This is a genomic window from Campylobacter concisus (genome assembly GCF_003048875.2).
GTDB classification, from domain to species: Bacteria; Campylobacterota; Campylobacteria; order Campylobacterales; family Campylobacteraceae; genus Campylobacter_A; species Campylobacter_A concisus_AU.
In genome coordinates, this window is sequence record NZ_CP049264.1 from 1,442,555 (window position 1) to 1,460,155 (window position 17,601).

At 39.5% G+C, this 17,601-nt stretch carries 17 protein-coding genes and 1 tRNA gene; 7 read left to right on the forward strand and 11 right to left on the reverse strand.

Annotated features, from left to right (window positions below; translation table 11 throughout):
* Nucleotide 1: 1 nt before the first annotated feature.
* Complete coding sequence (locus tag CVT07_RS07185; protein WP_004317198.1) at nucleotides 2–205, reverse strand: heavy-metal-associated domain-containing protein; 204 nt, start codon at nucleotides 203–205, stop codon at nucleotides 2–4.
* Nucleotides 202–756 (reverse strand): GNAT family N-acetyltransferase, encoded by a 555-nt coding sequence (locus CVT07_RS07190; protein ID WP_107936407.1) that lies wholly within the window; start codon nucleotides 754–756, stop codon nucleotides 202–204. The genes CVT07_RS07185 and CVT07_RS07190 overlap by 4 nt, the downstream gene beginning before the upstream one ends.
* 150 nt (nucleotides 757–906) lie before the next feature.
* Here CVT07_RS07190 and CVT07_RS07195 point away from each other — a divergent pair, with 150 nt between their 5' ends.
* The 4 genes from CVT07_RS07195 to CVT07_RS07210 all read left to right on the forward strand — a co-directional run bounded on the left by CVT07_RS07195 (nucleotide 907) and on the right by CVT07_RS07210 (nucleotide 4,345).
* Entirely contained in the window at nucleotides 907–1,614 is a 708-nt protein-coding gene (locus CVT07_RS07195) for a YebC/PmpR family DNA-binding transcriptional regulator (protein WP_021093135.1), read from the forward strand.
* A gap of 11 nt (nucleotides 1,615–1,625) precedes the next feature.
* A complete protein-coding gene (locus CVT07_RS07200; RefSeq protein WP_103558829.1) occupies nucleotides 1,626–2,120 on the forward strand; it encodes a peptidylprolyl isomerase in 495 nt (164 codons plus the stop codon).
* A gap of 11 nt (nucleotides 2,121–2,131) precedes the next feature.
* A complete protein-coding gene (locus CVT07_RS07205; RefSeq protein ID WP_087581109.1) occupies nucleotides 2,132–3,487 on the forward strand; it encodes a cation:dicarboxylate symporter family transporter in 1,356 nt (451 codons plus the stop codon).
* 165 nt (nucleotides 3,488–3,652) lie between these two features.
* Nucleotides 3,653–4,345, forward strand: a complete 693-nt coding sequence (locus CVT07_RS07210; protein ID WP_009294309.1) for an aspartate/glutamate racemase family protein — start codon at nucleotides 3,653–3,655, stop codon at nucleotides 4,343–4,345.
* A gap of 538 nt (nucleotides 4,346–4,883) precedes the next feature.
* Here the strand turns inward: CVT07_RS07210 and pckA are convergent.
* From pckA to CVT07_RS07245, 7 genes are all read right to left on the reverse strand, one after another.
* Nucleotides 4,884–6,458: a phosphoenolpyruvate carboxykinase (ATP) gene (gene pckA, locus CVT07_RS07215; RefSeq protein WP_196375761.1), complete on the reverse strand. Its 1,575-nt coding sequence runs from the start codon at nucleotides 6,456–6,458 to the stop codon at nucleotides 4,884–4,886.
* Nucleotides 6,459–6,563: 105 nt separating this feature from the next.
* A complete protein-coding gene (locus CVT07_RS07220) occupies nucleotides 6,564–8,366 on the reverse strand; it encodes a biotin/lipoyl-containing protein (RefSeq protein WP_107936411.1) in 1,803 nt (600 codons plus the stop codon).
* 121 nt (nucleotides 8,367–8,487) lie between these two features.
* The gene (locus CVT07_RS07225) at nucleotides 8,488–9,876 is read right to left on the reverse strand and encodes a TRAP transporter large permease (protein ID WP_087581112.1); all 1,389 of its coding nucleotides are present in this window, start codon (nucleotides 9,874–9,876) and stop codon (nucleotides 8,488–8,490) included.
* The gene (locus CVT07_RS07230; protein WP_103608333.1) at nucleotides 9,864–10,385 is read right to left on the reverse strand and encodes a TRAP transporter small permease subunit; all 522 of its coding nucleotides are present in this window, start codon (nucleotides 10,383–10,385) and stop codon (nucleotides 9,864–9,866) included. The genes CVT07_RS07225 and CVT07_RS07230 overlap by 13 nt, the downstream gene beginning before the upstream one ends.
* Nucleotides 10,378–11,730, reverse strand: a complete 1,353-nt coding sequence (locus CVT07_RS07235) for a sodium-dependent transporter (RefSeq protein WP_107936414.1) — start codon at nucleotides 11,728–11,730, stop codon at nucleotides 10,378–10,380. Before CVT07_RS07235 ends, CVT07_RS07230 begins: the two co-directional genes overlap by 8 nt.
* 1 nt (nucleotide 11,731) lies before the next feature.
* Entirely contained in the window at nucleotides 11,732–13,063 is a 1,332-nt protein-coding gene (locus CVT07_RS07240; RefSeq protein ID WP_107936416.1) for a sodium-dependent transporter, read from the reverse strand.
* The gene (locus tag CVT07_RS07245) at nucleotides 13,063–14,409 is read right to left on the reverse strand and encodes a sodium-dependent transporter (protein ID WP_107936418.1); all 1,347 of its coding nucleotides are present in this window, start codon (nucleotides 14,407–14,409) and stop codon (nucleotides 13,063–13,065) included. The genes CVT07_RS07240 and CVT07_RS07245 overlap by 1 nt, the downstream gene beginning before the upstream one ends.
* 206 nt (nucleotides 14,410–14,615) lie before the next feature.
* Between CVT07_RS07245 and CVT07_RS07250 the strand changes: the two genes are divergently transcribed.
* From CVT07_RS07250 to CVT07_RS07260, 3 genes are all read left to right on the forward strand, one after another.
* Entirely contained in the window at nucleotides 14,616–14,918 is a 303-nt protein-coding gene (locus CVT07_RS07250) for a F0F1 ATP synthase subunit C (RefSeq protein ID WP_004317263.1), read from the forward strand.
* Between the two features lie 47 nt (nucleotides 14,919–14,965).
* Nucleotides 14,966–15,050: transfer RNA gene (locus CVT07_RS07255), tRNA-Leu, on the forward strand.
* Nucleotides 15,051–15,110: 60 nt separating this feature from the next.
* A complete protein-coding gene (locus tag CVT07_RS07260; protein ID WP_004317231.1) occupies nucleotides 15,111–15,974 on the forward strand; it encodes a VIT1/CCC1 transporter family protein in 864 nt (287 codons plus the stop codon).
* 1 nt (nucleotide 15,975) lies between these two features.
* Here CVT07_RS07260 and ribD read toward each other — a convergent pair whose 3' ends face one another.
* The gene (gene ribD, locus CVT07_RS07265; RefSeq protein ID WP_107936419.1) at nucleotides 15,976–17,031 is read right to left on the reverse strand and encodes a bifunctional diaminohydroxyphosphoribosylaminopyrimidine deaminase/5-amino-6-(5-phosphoribosylamino)uracil reductase RibD; all 1,056 of its coding nucleotides are present in this window, start codon (nucleotides 17,029–17,031) and stop codon (nucleotides 15,976–15,978) included.
* Nucleotides 17,032–17,046: 15 nt separating this feature from the next.
* Nucleotides 17,047–17,598 carry a hypothetical protein gene (locus CVT07_RS07270; protein WP_103581554.1) on the reverse strand — a complete coding sequence of 184 codons (552 nt, stop codon included), beginning with the start codon at nucleotides 17,596–17,598 and terminating at the stop codon, nucleotides 17,047–17,049.
* Nucleotides 17,599–17,601 lie beyond the last annotated feature (3 nt).

Sequence of the window (17,601 nt, forward strand, 5' to 3'; positions counted from 1 at the left end):
ATCAAAGCTCCTTTATAACGTCAAATCCCAGATCAGCCATTTCTGATTTAAATTTCTCTACATCGCCATCTTTTATATCAAGGCTTACTTGTCTTGGCTCTTTGCTAAGATCGACTTTTATCTCGCCAAAGTCATCTTCAAGTGCGTTTTTTATAGTATTTGCGCAGTTTTGGCAATGCACGTTATTTACCTCAAATGTTTTCATATTATCTCCTTTATCATGTGGTCGTATTCGTGTAAATTTATGATCTTTTTGGTGTTAAATTTAAAGCCAAGGCTCTCGTAAAATTTACGAACTTTTGGCTTATTTACATCAACTATCAGCGAGACCTTTTTATGTCCTAGCTCTTTTGCTTTGGCAAATGAGTGCAAGATAAGCTCTTTTGCAAGACCTTGGCCTCTAAATTTCTCATCCACAGCGATGCTATCTATATAAAACTCATCATCAAAGCACTCTTTTTCTACCTTGGCATCTTTGCCAAGCGCCTTTAGATGCTGTGAAATTTCTCTATCAAGCTGCCATGCGTCGCCACCAAAGTAAGCGCACATCGCAGCGATGATCACGTCGTCACGTTTATAGACATAGACATTTTTATAGCTAAGTCTGTTTGTCTCGCTTTCAAAAAATTTCTCCAAAATTTCATCGCTTTTTATAGGATCGTCGTAGCCACTTAGCTTGTAGGCGATATCCTCCATCGCTAAATTTAGTAGTTTTATGCAGATTTTTGCATCTTGTTTTTGAGCATTTTTTATCATGGCATGATTATATGCCTTTAGCTTAAATTTTTACCAAATATTATTTTCAAATTTACAAATCAGGCGCTTTAACAGGCAAACTAAAAATGTTTTAAAAAAGTATAAAATTTTTTTAGTTATAATCCGTAAAAAATTTATTTAAGGATATTTATGGGACGAGCATTTGAGTACCGAAGAGCGGCAAAAGAAGCTAGATGGGATAAGATGAGCAAGGTATTTCCAAAACTTGCAAAGGCTATAACAGTAGCTGCAAAAGATGGCGGATGTGATCCAGATATGAACCCAAAACTTCGTGCAGCCATCGCAGCAGCAAAAGCTGAAAATATGCCAAAAGATAACATCGATGCGGCTATAAAAAGAGCAAATGGCAAAGATAGCGCTGATATCAAGACTATCTTTTATGACGGCAAAGCAGCTCACGGCGTGCAAATCATCGTCGAGTGCGCTACTGACAACCCAACAAGGACAGTTGCAAATGTAAAAGCGATATTTAGCAAAAATGGCGGAGAAATTTTGCCAAGTGGCAGCCTTAGCTTTATGTTTACAAGAAAGAGCGTTTTTGAGCTTGAAAAACCAAGCGCAGATATCGAAGAGATCGAGCTTGAGCTGATTGATTATGGACTAAGTGACATTGAAGAAGATGAAAACGCGCTATTTGTTTATGGCGACTACGCAAATTTTGGCACACTTCATGAGGGCATAGAGAAGCTAAATTTAGTAGTTAAAAAAGCTTCACTTCAGTACTTGCCAAATCAAACCGTGAGCCTAGATGAAGAGCAAATGCTTGAGGTCGAGAGACTTCTTGACAAGCTAGAAGACGACGATGACGTCCAAGCAGTTTATACAAATATCGAGTAAAAAGGAGCAACATGCGTTTTGATGAGTTAAAAGTTTATGATATAAATTTAGACGAGCTAAAAAAAGATAAATTTGCAGTTTTAAAGACAGAAAAAGGCGATATCAAACTTGAGCTTTTTGCCGAGGATGCACCGCAAGCTGTTGCAAATTTTGTCCATTTGATAAAAACAGGCTTTTATAATGGCCTAAATTTCCACAGAGTTATACCAAATTTCGTCATCCAAGGTGGCTGCCCAAATGGCACAGGCACAGGCGGTCCTGGCTGGAGGATAAAATGCGAGTGCGATAATCAAAAGGTAAAGCATGAACGTGGCAGCCTTAGCATGGCTCACGCAGGTCGCGACACTGGCGGATCACAGTTTTTCATCTGCCACAGCAAGCAACCTCATCTTGACGGCGTGCATACAGTCTTTGGAAAGTGCGCTGACGATGAGAGCTTAAAGGTACTTGATGCTATCAGGCAAGGCGACAAGATCCTCTCAGCAGAGATCAAGCAGAGCCTATAAAAGGGGAATTTATGGAGAGTGCAAAAACGCAAAAAAGTCTCTTTGTGAGGCTATTTACCAATCTCGCCATTTGGGTTGTGATAGGTATAGTTGGCGGTGTTATCGTCGGTATGGTCGCACCTGAGCTTGGCATAGCGAGCAAGCCAGGCATTGATTATTTTATAAAAGCCCTTAAAATTTTAATCGGCCCTATCATCTTTTTAACAATCGTCTCAGGCATCGTCGGACTTGAGAGCTTAAAAGATCTTGGCACCATCGGACTTAAGGCGTTTATCTACTTTGAGATAGTTAGTACGCTTGCTCTTGCTGTTGGTATCATCTTTGGCGAGACGCTTCGTCCAGGACACGGCATGAACCTTGACTACACTCAGCTTGACGCCTCAAGCGTGGCTAAATTTACATCTCAAGCTGGAAATATGGACGCAAATAGCGGCTTTTTAGCACACACGCTTCATCTTTTAAGAGGCGCTGTGCCAGTAGATGACATCTTCCCTTACGTGCATATACTTGATCCATTTATAAAGTCAAACACACTTCAAGTACTTTTCATGGCGATAGTCGTTGCCATCGTGCTTTCACTACTTGCTCATGATAAAAAGCAAGCTTGTCTAAAACCGCTTGAATTTATCCAACACTACGTCTTAAAACTTCTTACTTGGCTTATGCTATTTAGCCCAGTGGCGGCCTTTTCGGCGATGGCTTATTTGATCGGTAAATTTGGCATCGGAACGCTTCTTGGTATGATGGAGCTTCTTATCGTTATGGCGCTTGCAAGCTGCTTTTTCATCTTTGTCGTGCTTGGCGTCATTTGCTACTTTGCCAAAGTCAATGTCTTTAAATTTATGCGCTTTATCTCAAAAGAAGTCTTGGTCGTTTTTGCGACAAGCTCGAGCGAGACAGCTCTTGCGCCACTTATGCAAAAGCTAGAAGCAGCTGGCATAAATAGAGGTGCAGTTGGCCTTATCATCCCGACTGGCTACTCATTTAACCTTGACTGCACCAACATCTATCTAAGCCTAAGCGTTATCTTCTTAGCGCAAGCTTTCAACATCCCGCTAAGCTTTGAGCACCTAATAAGCATTTTAATCGTGCTAATGATCACAAGCAAAGGCGCGGTTGGCGTTACAGGATCTGGCTTTGTCGTCCTTGCTGGCACACTAAGCGCACTTCCAAGCACTGGCATACCAGTAGTCACCGTGGCTGTGCTACTTGGCGTTGATAAATTTATGTCAGAGATGCGTGCTGTTGGTAACCTTTGCGGTAATGCCGTTGGCTGCATGATCGTTTCTATCTGGGATAAAAAGGTCGATATGGAGAAATTTAGATACGCGCTAGATCATCCAGACGAATTTCACTTCCACTCATAATAGAATTTTTTAAGGGGCAAATCGCCCCTTTTTATCTTAAAATTTACTTCAAAACTTAAAGTGCTTATCCCCTATTTTTACAATACCCAATGAAAATTTAGAAATTTTATTTTTAAATATAGAAACTAATATTATAATTATTGAAAATTTTAATTTGGAGGAGTTATGAAGACATTAGGCATCATAGGCGGCATGGGACCACTTGCCACGGCTGATTTATACAAGAAGATCATCGATATAACCCCAGCAACTTGCGATCAAGAGCACCTACACATCGTTATCGACTCATACGCTCAGATAGAAGATAGGACAAAATTTATCATGGGTGAGGGAGAAAGTCCGCTTCCAAAGCTAATTCAAAGTGCTAAACTTTTAAAAAATGCAGGATGCGAGGCGATGCTAATGGCTTGTAACACAGCTCACTACTTTGCCCCAAGCATCGAAAAAGAGGCTGGAGTGAAAATTTTGCACATTGCAAAAGTTACAGTAGATGCCTTGCAAAAGAAATATCCACACGCTAAAAATATCGCTGTCATCGCAACAAGTGGCACAAAAAAAGCTGGCGTTTATGATCAAATTTTAAAAGAGCGCGGGCTAAAAAGTGTGGATTTTAGCAAAGAGACGCAAGATGTCATCATGGAGTGCATCTACAAAGGCGTCAAAGCTGGCAAGCTAGAAGAGTATGTGCCAGTGTTTTATGAAGTGCTTTCTAACATTGAAGCTGACGTTTATATCGCAGGCTGCACCGAGATACCGATGTTTTTACCATTTATCAGCAGCGAGTATAAATTTATAGATGCGACATTTGAGCTAGCAAAAGCTGGCGTAGAATTTGGACTAGAAAAGAGAGTATTTTGATTAAATTTAGCCAGATACCTGGCTAAATTTTCGTTTTAACTGCAACTTACACTAAATACAACAGCGACTTTTATAGTAGAAATTTGATATCAAATTTAGCTGGAGTGTTTTGGCTAAATTTTAGCTCTAACTGCAAAGATTGCTTATATTAAAAATTTTTGATATCTGATGGGTGATTTTTAATGCTTAATAAGTGTGGTTTTATAGTGAGAAGCTTTAGAAAATCTAGTGAAATTTAGTATTTTAATTTAAATTTAGTTGGAGTGTTCTGGCTAAATTTTAATTCTAACTGCAAAGATCACTTGTATTAAAATTTCTGATGTCAGGCGATTAAATTTTTCAGGCTTATAAAGAGTAATTTTTTTGGTAAGAAAATTTTAAAAAGTCTTGTTAAATTTGATCGAGCTATTTCGCAAAATGTTTTAAATTTTATATTAGAAATTTAAAAAAGAGCTATATTTTATAGCTCTAAAATTTTTACTATTTGATAGTTTAAATTTAAAAGCCTTGTAGGCAAAATACCCACAAGGCTATAATTTTAAGCTTTTGGGCCAGCTTTGGCGTACTCGACGCCCTCTTTTACATCTTCGTAGCGTTTGAAATTTTCAACAAACATTTTAGCCAGCTTGTCGCGTGAAATATTGTACTCAGCTGGGTGTGTCCATGTATTTATTGGATTTAGCAGTTTTGTCTCTACACCATCAAGCTCTTTTGGGATAGCGAAGTTAAATTTATCAAAATTTTCAAATTCGCATTTTGTGATGCTGCCATCAAGGATCGCATTTATGCAAGCACGTGTCGCTTTTATGCTCATACGCTTGCCAACGCCGTAAGCACCACCGCTCCAGCCTGTATTTACAAGATAGACATTAACACCGTGCTTATCGATCTTCTCGCCAAGCAATTTTGCATAGACAGTTGGGTGAAGCGGCATAAATGGCTCGCCAAAGCAAGCGCTAAAAGTAGCGACTGGCTCGGTGATACCGCGCTCTGTGCCAGCAACTTTTGCTGTGTAGCCACTTAAGAAATAATACATCGCCTGCTCTTTTGTGAGCTTTGCAACTGGAGGAAGCACGCCAAAAGCGTCAGCGCTTAAAAAGATGATATTTTTTGGGTGTCCTGCGCTTGAGCTTGGCTCGTAGTTGTCGATGTGATAGATCGGATAGCTCACGCGTGTGTTTTCAGTCTTTGAGCCATCTTTATAATCAACCACGCCGTTTTCGTCAGCCACGACATTTTCAAGTAGCGCATCACGCCTGATCGCTGCGTAAATTTCTGGCTCGCTGCTTGGATCAAGGTTGATACATTTTGCATAGCAGCCACCCTCAAAGTTAAACACGCCATCATCGTCCCAGCCGTGCTCGTCATCGCCTATTAGTTTGCGTTTTGGATCAGTTGAAAGTGTCGTTTTACCAGTGCCAGATAGTCCAAAAAATAGCGCAGTATCGCCCTTTTCGCCTACGTTTGCAGAGCAGTGCATGCTTAGCTTGCCCTCAAGTGGCAACCAGTAGTTCATCATAGAAAAAATGCCCTTTTTCATCTCGCCGCCATACCATGTGCCACCGATCACTGCGACATTTTCTTCGACATTAAAGATAACAAAGACTTCTGAATGTAGCCCGTCAGCTTTGTAGTCTTCATTTTTTGTCTTGCAAGCGTTATAAACTACAAAGTCAGGCTCAAATTTAGCTAGCTCTGCCTCACTTGGACGGATGAACATATTTTTTACAAAGTGCGCTTGCCACGCTACTTCAGTGAAGAAGCGGACTGATTTTTGGCTCTTTTTGCTAGCTCCACAAAATGCATCCTGGATGAAAATTTCTTTACCACTTAGCTGCTCTTTTGCTTTTTTAAGAAGCTTGTCAAATAGCTCTTTTGTGATAGGCTGATTTATCTTGCCCCAAGCGATATATTTTTGGCTTGGATCTTGCTTGACAAAGTACTTGTCTTTTGGGCTTCTACCAGTAAAAATACCAGTATCTACCATAAATGTGCCGTTACTTGAGACTCTGCCCTCGTTGTTTGCCTTTTCAAGCTCAAAAAGCTCGTCGTAGCTTAGATTATGATTTATCTTTTTGATCTCTTTTAGACCTAGCTCGTCTAGCTTATTTATCATGTTGTTTCCTTTTAAATTTTCGTTTCTTTATAAATTTGACCTAAAAGTCATCAAAATGTTAATCAAATTTCGCTTAACACTATCTTTTTAAAATGGGCAAATTTATTTAAATTTAGCCACCACTTGATTGTTCGCGACACTTTGACCTTTGCTAACCTCGATAGAGCCTATGATGCCATCTTTTGGAGCCTTAACCTCTATCTCCATCTTCATCGCTTCAAGCACGACTATGGCCTGACCTTTTTTGACATGATCTCCTGCGCTTACTAAAATTTTATGCACAGCGCCTGGTAAGCTTGCAACGATATCATTTTCTGTTGCGCCTGCTACTGCACTTTTGGCATTTTTTACGCTCTTGCCTTCAACTTCAGTGATCGATTTTACTTGGATGCTGTCGTTAAAGCCTTCGCTTACTTCGACATTGTAACGGCTACCATTTACGACGACGCTATATCTGCCGCTTTGAGTTTGTCTGCCCTCATTTGCTTTAGCATTTGGATCTATTTTTCTTACATTTACTTTAGCTTCGCCCTTTAAGAACGCGATGCCCTTTTCTTTACAAGCCGCTGCGATAAAGACGTTTTCTTCGGTAACTTTGATCTTATTTTGTTTTAAAATTTCTTTTACGTGCGCAAGTGACTTGCTCTCATCTTTATCAGCTATATCAACTGCGTGTTTTGTGGTTGGTTTTAAGCCTAGTTGCTCACTAGCAAGCTTAATGATCTCTTTATCAGGCGTAACTGGGGTCTTGCCAAAGTAGCCAAGCACCATTTTACCGTATCCCTCAGCGATCTTTTTCCACTTGCCAAACATCACGTTATTAAAGGCTTGTTGGAAGTAAAACTGGCTAACGGGGGTCACCGAAGTGCCGTATCCGCCCTTTTGCACCACTTCGCGCATAGCAAGGATGACCTCTGGGAATTTATCTAAGATGTTGTTATCTCTCATCATCTGAGTATTTGCAGTGAGCGCACCACCAGGCATCGGTGAAAATGGTATTAGAGGGCTTACTTGCACAGCTTCAGGCGGTAAGAAATACTCTTTTAAACAATCATTCAAAACGCTTTCGTATTTTAAAATTTTCTCCACGTCAAGTCCGCCAAGATCGTAGTTTTTGCCTTTTACTGCGTGAAGCATGGTTAGGATATCTGGCTGACTTGTGCCGCCACTTACTGGGCTTGCAGCTAGATCTATGCCATCAACACCAGCCTCAAGCGCTGCAAGGTAGCAAGCGACACTTACGCCTGCGGTTTCATGCGTGTGAAGTCTGATATGAGTTTTTTCTGGGAGTAGCTTTCTAGCCATTTTTATGGTTTCATAGACCTTTTGTGGGCTGCTTGTGCCACTTGCATCTTTGAAGCAAACGCTGTGATAAGGGATATTTGCATCTAAAATTTCTCTTAAAATTTTCTCATAAAATTTAACATCATGAGCTCCCACACAGCCACTTGGCAAGTCCATCATAGTAACGACAACTTCGTGTTTTAGCCCGTGATGAGCGATCCTCTCGCCTGAATATTTTAAATTTTCAACATCATTTAGTGCGTCAAAATTTCTAATAGTAGTGGTTCCATGTTTTTTGAAAAGTTTTGCGTGAAGGTCGATCAGCTCGCGGCTACCAGTATCAAGTGTGACGGTATTTACGCCCCTGCTTAAGGTTTGAAGGTTTGCTTTTGGTCCTACGATGCTTCTAAATTTATCCATCATCGCAAAAGCGTCTTCATTTAGGTAAAAATAAAGGCTTTGAAATCTCGCTCCTCCGCCAAATTCAAAATGCTCTATGCCAGCCTCTTTGGCTGCTTCAAGCGCGGGCAAAAAGTCGTTCATAAGCACTCTAGCGCCATAAACCGACTGAAAGCCATCTCTAAAGGTCGTATCCATAACATCGATAAATTTCTTTGCCATATTTCACCTCATTAAATTTATAAATTTACTAAAAAGCGGTCATAAAAAATGGCTAAGTTGGGTAGAAACTCAAATTAGCCATTTTGCTTATTTTGGTATTTTACAACCAAAAACTTTTATATCATTTAAAAAGTGAGAGTAAGAAGTTAAATAATCCGCCGTGGCTCGCATCAAGCATCGGCTTTATCTCCATCAAAAAGACGCAGAAAAAGACCAAAACTGCCACTTGAATGATGATATAAGGCACTACACCTTTATAAATAGCAGCTGTTTTTATCTCAGCAGGTGCGACCGATCTTAAGAAAAATAGACTAAATCCAAATGGCGGCGTCAAGAATGAAGTTTGTAAATTCATAGCAACTAGGATCGCTAGATAGACTGGATTTATGCCAAGTTTTGCGGCGATTGGCACCAAGATAGGAAGCACGATATATGAAATTTCAACAAAATCGATAAAAAAGCCAAGCACAAAGATAACAGCCATACTAAAGATGATAAAGCCCCACTTCTCGCCTGGTAAATTTGTCATGAAATTTTCAACTATCTCATCGCCTCCAGTGTAGCTAAAGACCATAGAAAAGGCGGTCGCGCCAACAAGTATGGCAAAGACTAGAGCTGTCGTTTTTACGCTCTCAGCCAAAGCCTCTTTCATCATAGAAAATGAAAATGTCCTATAAAACATTGCCAGGATAATAGCGCCCACGCAGCCAAATGCTGAACTTTCAGTCGGCGTAGCGATACCTGCAAAGATAGAGCCAAGCACACAAATAACTAGCAAAAGTGGCGGGAAGATCGCAGTTAGTGCTCTAATGATCTGCTTAAATTTACTAACGCCACTCTCATCTTTTACGATAGGAGCGACCTCTGGTTTAAGATAAGCAACTATCAAAATATAAACTATATAAACTCCAACTAGCGTAAGTCCTGGCACAACAGCTTGGTGAAAAAGCTCGCCAACTGGCACTGAAAAGATGTCGCCTAAGATGATAAGCACGATAGAAGGTGGGATGATCTGACCAAGCGTACCAGCAGCACATATCGTGCCACAACCTAGGGATTGATCGTATTTATACTTTAGCATTACAGGTAAGCTTATAACACCCATAGCAACGACGCTAGCTCCTACGACGCCAGTTGATGCTGCAAGAAGCGCGCCAACCAAGATGGTGCTAATAGCGATACCGCCACGAATTTCTCCAAAGAGCATGCCCATACTCTCAAGCAGTCTCTCAGCTAGCTTTGACTTTTGAAGCACGACGCCCATAAAGACAAAAAGCGGAACGGCTATGAAAATTCTACTCTCCATGATAGAAAAAATTCTATATGGCATGAAGTTAAACATATCTTTAAATACTTCTATACTGCCAAGTAGCCCATCGCCATCGCTAAGGCTCTCTACAACGCTGCCAACCATGCCAAATATCATTGCGACCGCACCAAAAGTAAATGCCACTGGAAAGCCAATGCCAAGCATCAATAGTGCGGCTATAAACATTATTAATCCCGCCATATTTTCTCCTTACTAGCTTTCTTATAGCGATTTAAATTTTTTATAAAAAAGCCGATCGCAAAAAATACAAGCACATAAAATGAAAAAGGGATCATCGCTTTTATGATCCATCTGTGAGTAAGACCACCTGGATCTGCGCTGGCTTCTGCTGAGCTATAAGCATCTCCTACAAATCCAAATGATAAATTTGAAACCAAAAGCGCAAATGGTATGACAAAAAATACAGTACCAAGCATATTTACAAGGGCTTTTTGTCTTTCTGAAAATTTAGCATAAAAGATATCAACCCTAACGTGTGCATCCTCTTTTAGAGCATAGCTCATGCCAAGTAGAAATATCACAGCAAAAAAGTGCCACTCAAGCTCCTGAAAAGCAACATTGCCGTAAGAGAAAAAGTATCTTGCCACAACGTTAAAAAATACGTCTATTATCATCAAAGCCATAATAAACATACAAATATAGCCGACTATATCGCCAGCCTTGTCGAAAAATCTCTCAATCTTATCCATTAAAAACCTTTAATAGTTCATTTATCATGATAATGAGCACGCAAACTGGCGCTACATATCTTAGTAAAAAATACCAAGCATTAAATACAAAATCACTCATATATGGGCTAAATAGCACATATAAAGCATCTTTTTTCATAAAATATCCTACAAATATCGCTCCGCCGATGCCGCTAATTGGTAGCAAAATATTTGAAGCAGTAAAATCAAGAAAATCAAAGAAATTTTTACCAAAGAGCATAAATTTATCGCCGATATTTTCTATATTTGATAAAAGGCATAAAAATCCCACTATGAAAATCCCAGCTCCAACTATGCTAAGAGCCTTTCTTCTGCTCATGCCATACTCTCTGATCAAGAAAAATACAAATGGTTCAACTATAGAGATCGCTGAAGTTATACCAGCAAAGATAAGCGCAGCAAAAAACGCCACAGCTAAAATTTGACCTATCACACCAAGCTTAGCAAATAGCGTTGGCAGCGAGATAAATACAAGTCCTGGACCTTGAGACGGAGTAGCGCCAAATTCAAATATAAAGGTAAAAATAACAAGACCTATCATAATAGCAAGCGCGATGTTTATAAAAACGATACTTAGCGTTGAAGTGGCTAAATTTGTATCATCGCTTAGGCTGGCTGAATAGGTAATGATCGCTGCCATACCAAGAGATAGCGTCCAAAATGCAAGTCCAAGAGCTAGCAAGAGCGAGTTAAATGAAATTTTACTAAAGTCAGGGATGAGCAAAAACTCGGCTGATTTAGAAAAGCCATCCATCGTCATAGAAAATATAAGCATGATCAAAACCATGATAAATAGGCTTGGCATCATCCAAACATTTAGCTTTTCTATGCCGCTTTTTACGCCTTTTGAAAGGATGTAAAAGCAAGCTGCAAATGCTATAACAAAATATAGCGTCTGCTCGCCAAGACCATGCGTCAAAAGATCGTTAAATATCACTTTTGAGCTATCTATATCACTTGGCAAGCCAGAAAAAGATAGGACAAAATACTTAAAGACCCAGCCTATTATCACGATGTAGTATGACGAGATGATAGCTGCTGTAACCATGGCTAAAATTCCAACCAGCTGCCATAAATTTTTATTTTTAGCTGCTAGCTTTCTAAAAGCATTTACACTGTCGCTCTCGCTAAGCTTGCCGATACTAAGCTCTGCCATAAAGATAGGCACGCCGACTAGAAAAGTTATCAAAAGATATAAGATAATAAATGCCGAACCGCCGTTTTCACCAACCATGTATGGAAATTTCCATGCATTGCCAAGTCCGACAGCCGATCCAGCGACTGCTAGGACATAGCCTATTTTAGAAAATTGTTCTTTTGCCATATTATGAGATCTCCCTTATTAACACCACCAGAACTAAAAGTGGAGCCACAAATCTAATTAAAAAATACCAAATTTTAAATATAACCTTGCCCATATAAGGCACAAATAGCTCTTTTAAAAGCTCAAATTTCATAAAGTAGCCAACAAAGATAGCAAACAAGATGCCACCAAGTGGGAGCATGATGTTTGAGCTAAGGTAATCAAGCAGGTCAAAAAAGCTCTTACCAAAAAATGTAAGCGCATCTTTAAATTCGCTTGTGCCACTTAACGCGCATAAAATTCCTAAAACATAAACCACGCAAGCGACGACTAGGATCGATTTGTTTCTACTAAATTTTAGGCTTTTGCTTAAGAAAAATATAAATGGCTCAACCATCGAGATAACCGAGGTGATGCCAGCAAAAAATAGTGATATAAAAAATGTAAATGCCAAGAAATTTCCAAGCAAGCCAAGCTTAGCAAATAGCGTTGGTAGCGAGATAAAAGCAAGCCCTGCGCCTTTTGATGGCTCTGAGCCAAACTCAAATGTAAACGTAAAGACGATAAGACCAATAATAACGCTTATTATGATGTTCGCAAAGACGACATAGAGCGAAGAGATAAATAAATTTGTATCATCGCTTAGACTTGATGAGTAGGTAAGGATGCAGCCGATACCAACGCACATCGTAAAAAAGGCAAGTCCAAGAGCATTTAAAACAGCTGCTTGATCTATCTTTGAAAAGTCAGGCACTAGTAGAAATTTAGCCGCTTTATCAAAGCCATCCATACCAAAAGAGTAGCCAAGCATAAGCAAAAGCAAGATAAAAAGAGCTGGTATGAGATAGACATTTATGCGCTCGATGCCGCTTTTTACACCTTTTGTAAGGATGAAAAAGTAGGCAAAAAATGCGATACTAAAGTATAAAATTTGCTCACCAATGCTATTTGAAGTGAAATTTACAAAAAGCATCTCTGAGCTTGCCATATCTTTAGGTAGCTCGCTAAGGCTTAAAATGACGTATTTTAAAACCCAGCCAATGATGAGCGTGTAAAACGAAGCGATAAATAGCCCAGTCATCATGATAATACCGGCAAATTTCCAAGAATTTGCCCCTTTTGTAGCTAGACTTTTAAACGCTCCAACCGTATCAAGACGTGAAATTTTACCCATCGCCATCTCAGCAAAAAATATGCTAAGACCAACAGCAAAGGCAAAAAATAGATATATAAGGATAAATGCCGAGCCACCGTTACTGCCGACCATGTATGGAAATTTCCACGCATTACCAAGGCCGATAGCCGCTCCAATTATCGATAATACAAAGCCAATTTTACTAAATCTCTCTGCCATTATTTACCTGCCATCTGGTAGATCATTATCGCACAAATAGCAACTGGCACGACATATCTTAAGAAAAAATACCAAATTTCAAAAAATGCTCTTCCCATAAATTCGCCAAAGAGCAGATACAAACTCTCTTTTTTAAGCTTATAGCCAACAAAAAAGCTAAATACGATAGCGCCTATTGGCATCATGATATTTGATGTGAGAAAGTCAAGCGCGTCAAAAAATGGCTTACCACAAACGCTAAAAGCACTTGAAGTGTCTGAATAATATGAAAGTATGCAAAAGATGCCCAAGATATAGACAAAGGCGCCGATGTAAAGAAGCGCCATTTTTCTTGAAATTTCAAATTTTCTAACCAAATAATAAGCAAAAGGCTCGATCATCGAAACCGCACTTGTAATGCCAGCAAACAATAGCGATACGAAAAATGCGACCGCCATAACGTTGCCAACGATGCCAAGCTTTGCAAAAAGTGTGACAAGCGAGATAAAGATAAGGCCCGGACCACTTGCCGTGCTATCAGCCCCATAAGCAAATATAAAGGTAAATACAACAAGCCCCATCATAATGCCTATTAAGATGTTTATAAAGATGATAGAGAGCGTTGATTTTATTAAATTTGTGCGCTCTGGTAAATTTGCAGCGTATGTTGGTATGACGCCAACGCCCATAGATAGCGAGAAAAACGCAAGGCCGAGAGCCTGCAAGACAACATCTGGCGTGATCGCACTAAAATTTGGTACAAATAAAAATTTAGCCGCCTTCACAAAGCCATCACCCATGCTAAGCGCGTAAAAAAGCATGCAAACCAGCAAAACAAAAAGGCTTGGCATCATCCATATATTCAGCTTTTCTATGCCACTTTTTACACCTTTTGAAACTGCAAAAAAGACCATCAAAAAGACTAGGCTAAAGCAAAGCACGGCACTGCTTAGATCATTTGATAAAAGCGTGTTAAACTGCTCGCCTGCAGCTTTTGTATCAGATAAAAGTGGCGAAAAACTAAGATAGATATACTTTAAAATCCAGCCAATAACAACCATATAAAATGAAGCTATAAGTATCGCTCCGATCATGAAAAAGCCGGAGAGCGACCAGGCTTTTTTATTTTTTGGAGCAAGCTTGTAAAGTGAGCTTACGATGTCGCTTTCGCCAAGTTTGCCGATGCTAAGCTCCGCTAAAAACGCCACAAACGCGATAGCAAATGTAAGAAGCAAATATAAAATTATAAATGCCGAACCGCCGTTATTTCCCACCATCGTAGGAAATTTCCAAGCATTGCCAAGACCCACAGCAGAACCAGCCATAGCAAGGACAAAGCCTATCTTTGAAAATTTCTCGTTTATCATTGAAAACCTAAGATTAAGAATAAATTAAATTCTTTCAAAGATAGCATAAAAAAACTTTCATTTTTCTAAGCCAAGAATTTTTTATAGGCAATTTAAATTTTTAGTGTTTTTATTTGAAACAAAGTTTTGTTTTTGTAATATTACGGCTCATGAAGTTCAAGTAGGGGACAGATCCGAAAGAGCTTTAAAATTTTAAAGGAGCAACGATGAAAAAGATCGTGTTTTTAATTCTTGGTCTTGCTGCATTTGCATTTGGCGCTGACGGCGAGATGATCAGATCATATTCAGTTATCGCTGGCGGTATCGGCCTTGGCCTTGCAGCTCTTGGCGGTGCTATAGGTATGGGTAACACAGCTGCTGCAACTATCAGCGGAACAGCTAGAAACCCAGGTGTAGGTAGCAAACTTATGACTACAATGTTTATCGCACTTGCGATGATCGAAGCACAAGTTATCTACGCACTTGTTATTACACTTATCGTTCTTTACGCAAACCCAATGCTTGGCTAAGCGTAAAGCTTAAATTTAGCCCCTTTTTTGGGGCTTTTGTTCTTTTTGCGATCATGGTGGAATTGGTAGACACGCTATCTTGAGGGGGTAGTGCCGCTAGGTGTGCGAGTTCGAGTCTCGCTGATCGCACCATCTTAACTCTCTTTCTAAATCAAAATCTTAAATTTCTAAGCTATAAAAAAGGAAAATTTTATGTTAGATAAAAAACGTGCCTTAAAACAATTACAAAACGAAGCAGACGATGTTGCTATATACTCACTTCTAGAAGCTAGCGAAAAAGTCGAAGAGAACAAAAAGGTACTTCGAAAATTAATCGCAGAAGAGAGACGCCACTATGCTTTTTGTCAAAAGATAACTGGCGAGAGCAGAAGTGCAAATTTATTCAAAGTCATTTTCTATACGATACTTGTTAAAATTTTTGGCACCTCTTTTACTCTGAAATTTATGGAGTCACGCGAAGAAAATGCTGAGAAATTTTATCTTGACATCGTAGATGAATATCCTGAGGCTCGTGATATTTACGAAGAGGAGATGAACCACGAAAATAGTCTAATCTCCATGTTAAAAGACACAAAACTCGTAAATGCTGGTGGCATCGTGCTTGGTATGAATGATGCTTTAGTTGAGCTAACAGGCACACTTAGCGGCATCGCGCTTGCATTTTCAAATACAAAATCAGTTGGCGCAACAGGCCTTATCATGGGCGTGGCAGCTGCACTCTCTATGGCTGGCTCAGCGTATCTCGAGTCAAAAGAAAATCCAAGCGACGAGATCAAACCGCTTACCTACTCGCTCTACACAGGCGGTTCATACATCATAACAACGGCATTTTTGATACTTCCATTTTTCATCTTTACAAGCGGTCTTTACGCCGTCTTGTCGATGTTTTTCTTTGCGCTAGTTGCCATTATTACTTACAACTTTTATATAAGCGTGGCAAAGGAGCTTAAATTTTTACCAAGAGTGATTGAGATGTGCGTGATAACTTTTGGCGTTGCGATCATATCTTTTGGCATCGGCTTTTTAGTAAAACACTATTTTGGACTAGATGTCTAACCTAAATTTCAAACCAGCCGTAGCTATCGTCCCCAAAATTCCCACTAAAAAGTGGCTTTAAATTTAGATCAAGGCTCAAATTTTCACCATTTTTAAAATTTGAGCTTTGATAGATAAGTAGCCACTTTACATTTGCTAGCTTGCCCTCTTTTGCAAGTTTTAAAAACTCGCCAGCTCCTTCAAACATGCAAAGTCCTTTTAGATCAAGCTCTTTTTGAATGCTAACTTTGCGATTTGGTACGCTAAAAAGTGGCAATGTTTCATCAAATTTATCGCCTCTTGAGTAGATTATGACGTCTGGGTTTTTGCCATTTTTTATAAGTCTGGTATCGAGCCTTGGTCGGTCTGTCCGCACTGTGTTGCCACCGATCACCAATGTATCTATGACGCTTCTTAGTTTATGCACATGCGTGCGGCTAAGCTCATTTGTGATGATGCCACCGCTTGCCACGCCATTTTTACTAAGAGCGATTTTTAAAAAGCTAAATCCACCATTTTGATATGCCAAAAATGGCTCAAGCAGCTTATCACAGCGCTCTTTTAAAATGCCAAATTTAACTTTCACTCCAGCACTTTGAAGCAAATTTCCACCGCCACTTGCTATTTTATTTTCATCGTGGCTGCCAATTATGACCTCACCAAAACCAAGCTCTTTTAGCAAATTTGCACAAGGTGGCGTTTTGCCGTGATGCGAGCAAGGCTCAAGCGTGACATAAGCTTTTGCATTTTTTAGTAAATTTGAGTGGTTGTTTAGTATAAATTCATAGGTAAATTTTGGCTCTAAAAGGCCAAAATCGCCATCTTTTATCTTAGAGCTAAATTTAGCGTTATACGCTTTTATAAAATCATCTTTAAATTTTTCACTTTTTTTGCAAAGCGCAAAGAGTACCGCTGTCGGTTCAGCGTGTAAATATCCAGCCTTTTCATGAGCCTTGCAAGATAAAATTTGCCCATTTTCATCAAGGACAAGGCACCCAACAGCTGGATTTGGGTAGGTCAGGATCTGAAATTTCCAAGCCTCACTTAAAGCAAGATCCATGTAAAATTCGTCGTTCATCTTAGCAGACTATATTTATTTTCCTATATCTTTTATCTCATCAACAAGTGTTTTTGAGATCAAGTCGATATCGGTCGGCTCATCCTGTGCATCCCACCTAAATGCAGCAATCTCCGCCAAAACAGCCATCTCTTTGAAATAGCTATATTTTGTCGTAGAGACTGGTATAGCATAAGAGACCAATAGCCTATCTGCGTTATCATAAATTTTCACGCTGTAGCTAAAGTGAGGCTTGTTTAACGCCTTGCCACCCCAGTTAAACCATCTTTCATAATCCATTTGTATTTTTATCTTAAAGCTATTTTCGTCTCCTAAAATGCCCTGCTCTTTTAGATGTTTGTTTATAAATTCCACAAATTCATCACGAAGTTCGCTTTCATTTTTATAGTTAGGGTTGTACTCGTATCTAGTTGGTTGATTTGTCAATGTCAGGTTAAAATCACTAACAATGTATTTAGCCACGCCTTTTTGTATCGGCGTTGGCTCAACATTATATTTATATCTTCCCGCGCATCCAACAAAGAAAGCACCTAAAACTATTAAAAATAGTATTTTTACAAATTTCATATT

What these genes read in the sequence shown, in the direction of transcription:
- CVT07_RS07185 (WP_004317198.1), bottom strand. Translation starts at nt 205, where the DNA reads ATGAAAACATTTGAGGTAAATAACGTGCATTGCCAAAACTGCGCAAAT.
- CVT07_RS07190 (WP_107936407.1), bottom strand. Translation starts at nt 756, where the DNA reads ATGATAAAAAATGCTCAAAAACAAGATGCAAAAATCTGCATAAAACTA.
- CVT07_RS07195 (WP_021093135.1), top strand. Translation starts at nt 907, where the DNA reads ATGGGACGAGCATTTGAGTACCGAAGAGCGGCAAAAGAAGCTAGATGG.
- CVT07_RS07200 (WP_103558829.1), top strand. Translation starts at nt 1,626, where the DNA reads ATGCGTTTTGATGAGTTAAAAGTTTATGATATAAATTTAGACGAGCTA.
- CVT07_RS07205 (WP_087581109.1), top strand. Translation starts at nt 2,132, where the DNA reads ATGGAGAGTGCAAAAACGCAAAAAAGTCTCTTTGTGAGGCTATTTACC.
- CVT07_RS07210 (WP_009294309.1), top strand. Translation starts at nt 3,653, where the DNA reads ATGAAGACATTAGGCATCATAGGCGGCATGGGACCACTTGCCACGGCT.
- CVT07_RS07220 (WP_107936411.1), bottom strand. Translation starts at nt 8,366, where the DNA reads ATGGCAAAGAAATTTATCGATGTTATGGATACGACCTTTAGAGATGGC.
- CVT07_RS07225 (WP_087581112.1), bottom strand. Translation starts at nt 9,876, where the DNA reads ATGGCGGGATTAATAATGTTTATAGCCGCACTATTGATGCTTGGCATT.
- CVT07_RS07230 (WP_103608333.1), bottom strand. Translation starts at nt 10,385, where the DNA reads ATGGATAAGATTGAGAGATTTTTCGACAAGGCTGGCGATATAGTCGGC.
- CVT07_RS07235 (WP_107936414.1), bottom strand. Translation starts at nt 11,730, where the DNA reads ATGGCAAAAGAACAATTTTCTAAAATAGGCTATGTCCTAGCAGTCGCT.
- CVT07_RS07240 (WP_107936416.1), bottom strand. Translation starts at nt 13,063, where the DNA reads ATGGCAGAGAGATTTAGTAAAATTGGCTTTGTATTATCGATAATTGGA.
- CVT07_RS07245 (WP_107936418.1), bottom strand. Translation starts at nt 14,409, where the DNA reads ATGATAAACGAGAAATTTTCAAAGATAGGCTTTGTCCTTGCTATGGCT.
- CVT07_RS07250 (WP_004317263.1), top strand. Translation starts at nt 14,616, where the DNA reads ATGAAAAAGATCGTGTTTTTAATTCTTGGTCTTGCTGCATTTGCATTT.
- CVT07_RS07260 (WP_004317231.1), top strand. Translation starts at nt 15,111, where the DNA reads ATGTTAGATAAAAAACGTGCCTTAAAACAATTACAAAACGAAGCAGAC.
- ribD (WP_107936419.1), bottom strand. Translation starts at nt 17,031, where the DNA reads ATGAACGACGAATTTTACATGGATCTTGCTTTAAGTGAGGCTTGGAAA.
- CVT07_RS07270 (WP_103581554.1), bottom strand. Translation starts at nt 17,598, where the DNA reads ATGAAATTTGTAAAAATACTATTTTTAATAGTTTTAGGTGCTTTCTTT.